Here is a 6,661-nt window from a genome sequence, read left to right as displayed (position 1 = left end):
GCTGCAGAGCCCGCGAGGCTGCGTTCGGCTGCATAGCAGTCGTGAGTCCAGCTGACGCGGCCTGCCTGACGTACCGCGATTACTGATTTTGCGACTGCTTCGCAGCCGAACGCAGCCTCGCGGGCTCGGCAGCTGCTACAAAGGGTGTCGCGGCTGAAATTGCTTCATTAGGCACTGGACCGCGCCCTGCGCCAGGCCCTGCTGGAGCAGGTCACGGCCAATGGCATTGCTCATGGTTACAGTGGCTATCGGGTCGATCGGGAAGGCAAAGTGTGGACGTTGGTGGAGTCGATGGGGGGCGTCAAGGGCAGGCGGCATTGTTCTGGCCGGATGCGGGGCGGGTTGGGCAGTTGGGGTGATGACCCCAAGCGTTTAGCGGGCAACTGGTCGGCGAAAATCGATTTCACGCCAAACCAACCAATCATCTGGTTGTGCCTTGCTTGCCTCCGCTCTATTGGCGAACATACGCGCTATATAGGGGTAGGGGGTATAGGTATGTCGCACATTCACGAACACAAGGATGACCTGATCAAGCGAGTCAGACGGATTGCCGGGCAGGTGGAGGCCGTGGAGCGGGCGCTTGAGTCCGATGCCGATTGCGCCAAGACCCTGCACCTGGTCGCCGCCATCCGGGGCGCGGTCAATGGTCTGCTGGAGCAGTTCATCGACGCCCACGCCCGCGAGCACGTGGCCCATCCGGACTTGAGCGATGAGGATCGCGCCCAGGGCGTGGAAGACTTGTTGCTGGCCATCCGCCGTTATGCCAAATAGAGGCCTGAACTCCATGAAGCAGACACCCCAGGCGTCGCGTTTTGCCCACGACCATGTGTTTCTCGGCGCATCCCATGATGAAAACGCCCGACGCACCTTGTGGGTGGTGGCGCTGACGTTCGTGATGATGATTGGCGAAATTGCCGCCGGTTGCATCACAGGTTCCATGGCGCTGCTGGCCGATGGTTTTCACATGGCCACCCATGCCGGGGCCTTGGGCATCGCAGCGGCGGCCTATGGATTCGCGCGGCGCAATGCCAATAACGCGCGTTACAGCTTCGGCACCGGCAAGGTCGGGGATCTCGCCGGTTTTGCCTCGGCCATGGTGCTGGGTCTGGTGGCGATCGGCATTGCCGGCGAGTCCGTTTATCGCCTGTTTCAGCCAACGACCGTGGCATTCACCGAAGCGACGGTGATTGCGGTGGTGGGGCTGGCGGTGAACATAGCCAGTGCCTTTTTGCTGGCGGGCGACCACGGTCATCATGGTCACGATCACGGACATAGCCATGACCACGGCCATCATCACCATCACGACAACAACCTGCGCTCTGCCTATGTCCACGTGCTGGCCGATGCCTTGACCTCGGTGCTGGCGATTGCCGCATTGCTGGCCGGGCGCTATCTGGGGTGGGTGTGGCTGGACCCGGTGATGGGCATCGTGGGCGCCATCGTGATCGCGAAATGGGCCGTTGGATTGATGCGTGACAGCGCTGCGGTGTTGCTCGATGTCACGGATGAACACGTTGCCGATGAAATTCGTGAACTACTGGAGTCATCGGACGATGTGCGCATCAGCGATCTGCATGTCTGGCAGGTCGGCCCCCAGGCGCGGGCCGCGATTGTCAGCGTTGTGGCCGCGGCCAATGTCAGTGCCGACACCATTCGCGAACGCCTGGCGCCGGTCCATGAACTGTCTCACCTGACCGTCGAATACCGTACGGCTTGAGCGGTTTTCCCTCAGTCGTTGAACAGTGGAATCCGTCCATTCGTGGAAGGGCGGTATTGCCATTTCAACTGCTCCAGTGCCGGCCGCATCGCCAGAAACTGCTTGAGCGTGGCGCCGGCAATGCTTATCGCCAGGCGCTGCCCCGGACATTGATGACGCCCCGCACCGAAGGTGAAACTGCGCCGGTCAGGGCGGTCGAGCAGGAAGGTGTCGGGGTCGTCGTTGAGCTGCGGGTCGCGATTGGCCGAGGCCAGCAGCACCAGGATCACGTCTGCGACGTTCAGCCTCACACCGTCAATCTCGCAGGGGGCGGCGACGAAGCGGCGGGTGTTCTGTACCGGCGGGTCGAAGCGCTGCACTTCGGCCAGCAGGTCTTCGACAGGGGGGGATTCGCTGCGCAGCGACGGATGTTGAATCAATGCCAGCACAGCGTTGCCGATCAGCCCGGCAGTGGCCTCCAGGGTCTGGGAGAACAGGCCGATCAGATTGGCGATCAGGGTTTGCGGCGCGCCGCAGGCGAAGCGCTGGACGATACCTGCAAGCAAAGGGCTGTGGTTGTGCGGATCGTCGAGCAATTCGATGAAGTAACCGCTCAACTGTTCGGCGGCGGCGTGGGCGGCGGTCAATTGTGCCGCGTCACTCAAGGGCGACAGGCAGGCGACGAAATCCGCCGTCAACTCGCTGATGGCGCGGCCCTGGGCCGGGGTGAACCCCAACGACGCCGCCACCACGCACACCGGTCCGCGAAACATGGCGTTGTACAGGCCAGCGGCGTCGGCGGTGATCAATCGGGCGCTGACCAAGGCCTCGACTTCCCGCTCATTGACCCATTCCAGCCCCGGCGCAATCGCCGATCGTGGGCAACGCTGGCGTTCACCTTCATTCATGCGCATCAATTGGCCGAACACCTGGCCGGCCATGCCGTGGGCGATCGCCTTGGGGACTGGCTCCTGCGCGGGTCGAACGTGGCAATCGGGATGCGCCAGCACGGCGGCCACCGCCCGGGCGCTGCTGGCCACCCACAGGTTCAGCCCCGGATGAAAAGTCAGCCCACCGTTGGCACGCAGTTGTGCGTAGTAGGGATAGGGATCGGCATGAGTCGCAGCGATGATCGGGTCCATGGGTCACAGCCTTTTGTTGTTGGAAAGTGTTGCTACTATCTCCAGTCGGAAAAGGCGTTGATTCGTCCGGGAGCGAAATATGAGCGCAGAACAACACGACATCGGCGTCTCGCAAGTGGCGGCAGCGATCGCTGAGCCGGCGCGGACGAAAATCCTATGCTCGCTGATGGACGGCCACGCCCGCACCAGCACCGAACTGGCGGCGGTGGCCGAAGTCAGCGCGTCGACCGCCAGTGCCCACCTGGCCAGACTCAAGGAACTGGCGCTGGTGCGGCTGCACGTTCAGGGACGTCACCGCTATTACAGCCTGGCGGACAAACGCGTGGCCCAGGCCCTGGAGGCACTGATGGTGATCGGCCAGCACACAGCGCCGAGGTTCCAGGCGCGGACCCCGGATCGCCTGCAATTTGCCCGCACCTGCTACGACCACATGGCGGGAACCCTGGCGGTGCTGTTGCATGACCGGATGCTTGAAGCGGGCTGGCTTGAAGAAACCGACGAACAGGCCTATCGCTTGAGCGACAGCGGTACGGCAATGTTTCAAGGGCTCGGGATCGAGGTACAGGACTTGAGCACCTTGCGTCGCCGTTTTGCCTGCCCGTGCCTGGACTGGAGCATGCGCCGGCCACATCTGGGCGGGTCGCTGGGCGCGGCGTTGCTGCAAACGGCGCTCAAGCGCAAGTGGGTGACCCAGGATCTGGACAGTCGGGCGTTGGCGTTGACGGCGTTGGGGCGCAAGGAGGTAGCGGGGCGGTTCGGGGTTGAGTTGCCGCTGCTGGTTGAAGGCAATGGCAAAAGATCACCCATCGCGGCAGCTGCGACCACACCAGGTGCATCCATTAACGATCAATAGCATTTTTCCGGTTGCTTCTGTGGTGACTGACATACTGCCTTCGCGGGCAAGCCCGCTCCCACAGGGATTGTGGTGTTTGCAGGATCTATGGCATACCAAAATCCAATGTGGGAGCGGGCTTGCTCGCGAAAGCGGTGTGTCAGGCAATGATGATGTCGAATCTGACGGCCCCTTCGCGAGCAAGCCCGCTCCCACAGGGGGGAGTGGTGGATTCGTCAGTACGATGCAAACAAAAAGCCCCCCGTCGGTCACCCGATGGGGGGCTTTTGTGCGTCTGGCGTCAGGTCAAACCTTGACGATCCAGCCCGCTGGCGCTTCGATGTCGCCGGTTTGCACGCCGGTCAGCTCTTTGTAGAGCTTCTGGGTGACCGGGCCGACTTCGGTTTCGCTGTGGAACACATGCAGGTGGTCGTTGTAGTCGATGCCGCCGATTGGCGTGATCACCGCCGCAGTGCCGCAAGCACCGGCTTCCTTGAAGTCGGAGAGCTTGTCGATGAACACGTCGCCTTCGATCACTTCCAGGCCCAGACGGGTCTTGGCCAGCTCGATCAGCGACAGACGGGTGATGCCCGGCAGTACCGATGGCGAGTTCGGGGTCACGAACTTGTTGTCGTGGGTGATCCCGAAGAAGTTGGCCGAACCGACTTCCTCGATCTTGGTGTGGGTCATCGGATCCAGGTAGATGGCGTCGGCGAAGTGGGCTTTCTTGGCCTTGGAGCCCGGCATCAGGCTGGCGGCGTAGTTGCCACCGACCTTGGCGGCACCGGTGCCTTGTGGCGCGGCGCGGTCGTAGCTGGAAATCTGGAAGTTGTGCGGGGTCAGGCCGCCCTTGAAGTAGGCGCCGACCGGAATGCAGAAGATCGAGAAGATGAACTCGGGGGCGGTACGCACGCCGATGTTGTCACCCACGCCGATCACGAACGGGCGCAGGTACAGCGCGCCGCCGGTGCCGTACGGTGGAATGAAACGCTCGTTGGCACGGACCACTGCCTTGCAGGCTTCGATGAACTGCTCGGTTTCCACCTGCGGCATCAGCAGGCGAGCGCAGCTGCGCTGCATGCGCAGGGCGTTCTGGTCCGGGCGGAACAGGTTGATCGAGCCGTCCTTGCAACGATAGGCCTTCATGCCTTCGAAGCATTGCTGGCCATAGTGAAGGGCAGTGGAGCCTTCACTGATGTGCAGCACGTTATCTTCGGTCAGGGTGCCTTTGTCCCACTCGCCATTGCGAAAGTACGACAGATAGCGCTTGTCGGTCTTGATGTAGTCAAAACCCAGCTTGTCCCAATTGATGCTTTCGTTACCCATGACACCCTCTATCACTTAACAACCGCCGAAACGGTTCAAGGCTTCTGACGTTTTTTGGATGGGGACAACAATACTTCATTCCGGGCTGGTTTCGCAGCCCGCAATTCGATCCTTGTAGCAGCTGTCGAGCAAAGCGAGGCAGCGTTCGGCGGCGTAGCCGTCGCAATTCGGCTGACTCGGTATGCCTGAAAGCATGCGATGGCAGGTTTTGCGTCGACTTCGTCGCCGAACGCTGCCTCGCGGTGCTCGTCAGCTGCTACGGGGTTCTGCGTTCGGTTCAGAGATGCAGCGCGTGGCCAAGGGCACGCAACGCCGCTTCCTGCACCGCCTCACCCAGCGTCGGGTGCGCATGGATGGTGCCGCCGATGTCTTCCAGCCGCGCGCCCATCTCAAGGCTTTGCGCAAACGCCGTGGACAATTCCGATACACCGACGCCCACCGCCTGCCAGCCGACAATTACATGATTGTCGCGGCGGGCGACCACCCGCACGAAGCCGCTTTTCGACTCCAGGGTCATCGCCCGGCCATTGGCGGCGAACGGGAAGCTCGACACGATGCAGTCCCAACCTGCGGCGTTGGCCTCGTCCGGTGTCTTGCCGACCACCACCAGTTCCGGGTCGGTGAAGCACACGGCGGCGATGGCGGTCGGGTTGAACTCGCGGGACTTACCGCTGATCAGCTCGGCGACCATCTCGCCCTGGGCCATGGCCCGGTGGGCGAGCATCGGTTCGCCGCTCAGGTCACCGATAGCGTACACGTTGCGCATGCTGGTCTGGCAGCGGTTGTCGATCCTGATCGACGAACCGTTCATGTCCAGGTTCAGCGCTTCGAGATTCCAGCCCTGGGTGTTCGGCTTGCGACCGACGGCCACCAGCACCTGGTCGGTTTCCAGGTTCAGGGTCGCGCCGTTCGGAGCCAGTACTTGCAAGGTATTTTCTTTTGAATCAAAGCCTTGAACGCTATGTTTCAAGTAAAGCTTCACGCCGAGTTTTCTCAGTTCGTCGTGCACCGGTTGAGTCAGCTCGGCGTCGTAGGCCGGCAGGATGCGCTCCTGCGCTTCCACCACGCTGACCTCGGCGCCGAGCTTGCGATAGGCAATGCCCAGCTCCAGACCGATGTAGCCGCCGCCGACCACAATCAAGCGCTTGGGCACGGATGTCGGCGCCAGGGCTTCGGTGGACGAGATGATCGGCCCACCAATCGGCAACATCGGCAGGTTCACGCTTTTCGAACCGGTGGCCAGCACCAGGTGCTCGCACAGGATGCGTGTGTCGCCGACCTCGACGGTTTTACCGTCAACCACGTTGGCCCAGCCTTGAACGACCTGGACCTTGTTCTTTTTCAGCAGTGCGGCAACGCCGGTGGTCAGGCGATCGACGATGCCGTCTTTCCATTCGACGCTCTTGGTGATGTCGAGGGTCGGCGCCGAAACGCTGATGCCCAGGGCCGAAAGCTGGCTATGGTGTTGCGTTTGATGGAACTGCTCGGCGACGTGAATCAGTGCCTTGGACGGAATGCAGCCGATGTTCAGGCAGGTGCCGCCCAGGGATTGGCCTTCCACCAGGATTGTCGGGATGCCCAGCTGGCCGGCACGGATCGCCGTCACATAACCGCCGGGGCCGCCGCCGATGATCAGCAGCGTGGTGTTCAGGGTCTGCATGACTT

6 protein-coding genes and 1 pseudogene are annotated in these 6,661 nt (G+C 62.1%); 4 read left to right on the top strand and 3 right to left on the bottom strand.

From position 1 onward, the window contains the following. Window positions 1–174 precede the first annotated feature (174 nt). From AC07W4_RS16030 to dmeF, 3 genes and pseudogenes are all read left to right on the top strand, one after another. Window positions 175–359 (top strand): annotated as a pseudogene (locus AC07W4_RS16030) (MEKHLA domain-containing protein); the annotation flags it as partial. Between the two features lie 136 nt (window positions 360–495). Continuing rightward, window positions 496–771, top strand: coding sequence for a metal/formaldehyde-sensitive transcriptional repressor (locus AC07W4_RS16025; RefSeq protein WP_008052742.1), 276 nt, complete (start codon window positions 496–498; stop codon window positions 769–771). Window positions 772–784: 13 nt separating this feature from the next. Next, a complete protein-coding gene (gene dmeF / locus AC07W4_RS16020) occupies window positions 785–1,717 on the top strand; it encodes a CDF family Co(II)/Ni(II) efflux transporter DmeF (protein WP_495033069.1) in 933 nt (310 codons plus the stop codon). An 11-nt stretch (window positions 1,718–1,728) separates the two neighbouring features. On the opposite strand, the gene AC07W4_RS16015 is transcribed toward dmeF, so the two are convergent. Next, a complete protein-coding gene (locus AC07W4_RS16015; protein ID WP_495033068.1) occupies window positions 1,729–2,838 on the bottom strand; it encodes a cytochrome P450 in 1,110 nt (369 codons plus the stop codon). Window positions 2,839–2,917: 79 nt separating this feature from the next. Here AC07W4_RS16015 and AC07W4_RS16010 point away from each other — a divergent pair, with 79 nt between their 5' ends. After that, window positions 2,918–3,691, top strand: a complete 774-nt coding sequence (locus tag AC07W4_RS16010) for an ArsR/SmtB family transcription factor (protein ID WP_495033067.1) — start codon at window positions 2,918–2,920, stop codon at window positions 3,689–3,691. Between the two features lie 285 nt (window positions 3,692–3,976). On the opposite strand, the gene AC07W4_RS16005 is transcribed toward AC07W4_RS16010, so the two are convergent. Both AC07W4_RS16005 and lpdA read right to left on the bottom strand, forming a co-directional pair. Further along, window positions 3,977–4,996 carry a branched-chain amino acid aminotransferase gene (locus tag AC07W4_RS16005; protein WP_008052737.1) on the bottom strand — a complete coding sequence of 340 codons (1,020 nt, stop codon included), beginning with the start codon at window positions 4,994–4,996 and terminating at the stop codon, window positions 3,977–3,979. A gap of 277 nt (window positions 4,997–5,273) precedes the next feature. After that, window positions 5,274–6,656 carry a dihydrolipoyl dehydrogenase gene (gene lpdA, locus AC07W4_RS16000; protein WP_495033066.1) on the bottom strand — a complete coding sequence of 461 codons (1,383 nt, stop codon included), beginning with the start codon at window positions 6,654–6,656 and terminating at the stop codon, window positions 5,274–5,276. Between the last annotated feature and the right edge of the window lie 5 nt (window positions 6,657–6,661).

The organism is Pseudomonas sp. GW821-FHT02A08 (genome assembly GCF_059422045.1).
Note: the sequence above shows the minus strand (reverse complement) of the source record. Positions and strands in the feature narration are given on the sequence as shown.

What these genes read in the sequence shown, in the direction of transcription:
- AC07W4_RS16025 (WP_008052742.1), top strand. Translation starts at nt 496, where the DNA reads ATGTCGCACATTCACGAACACAAGGATGACCTGATCAAGCGAGTCAGA.
- dmeF (WP_495033069.1), top strand. Translation starts at nt 785, where the DNA reads ATGAAGCAGACACCCCAGGCGTCGCGTTTTGCCCACGACCATGTGTTT.
- AC07W4_RS16015 (WP_495033068.1), bottom strand. Translation starts at nt 2,838, where the DNA reads ATGGACCCGATCATCGCTGCGACTCATGCCGATCCCTATCCCTACTAC.
- AC07W4_RS16010 (WP_495033067.1), top strand. Translation starts at nt 2,918, where the DNA reads ATGAGCGCAGAACAACACGACATCGGCGTCTCGCAAGTGGCGGCAGCG.
- AC07W4_RS16005 (WP_008052737.1), bottom strand. Translation starts at nt 4,996, where the DNA reads ATGGGTAACGAAAGCATCAATTGGGACAAGCTGGGTTTTGACTACATC.
- lpdA (WP_495033066.1), bottom strand. Translation starts at nt 6,656, where the DNA reads ATGCAGACCCTGAACACCACGCTGCTGATCATCGGCGGCGGCCCCGGC.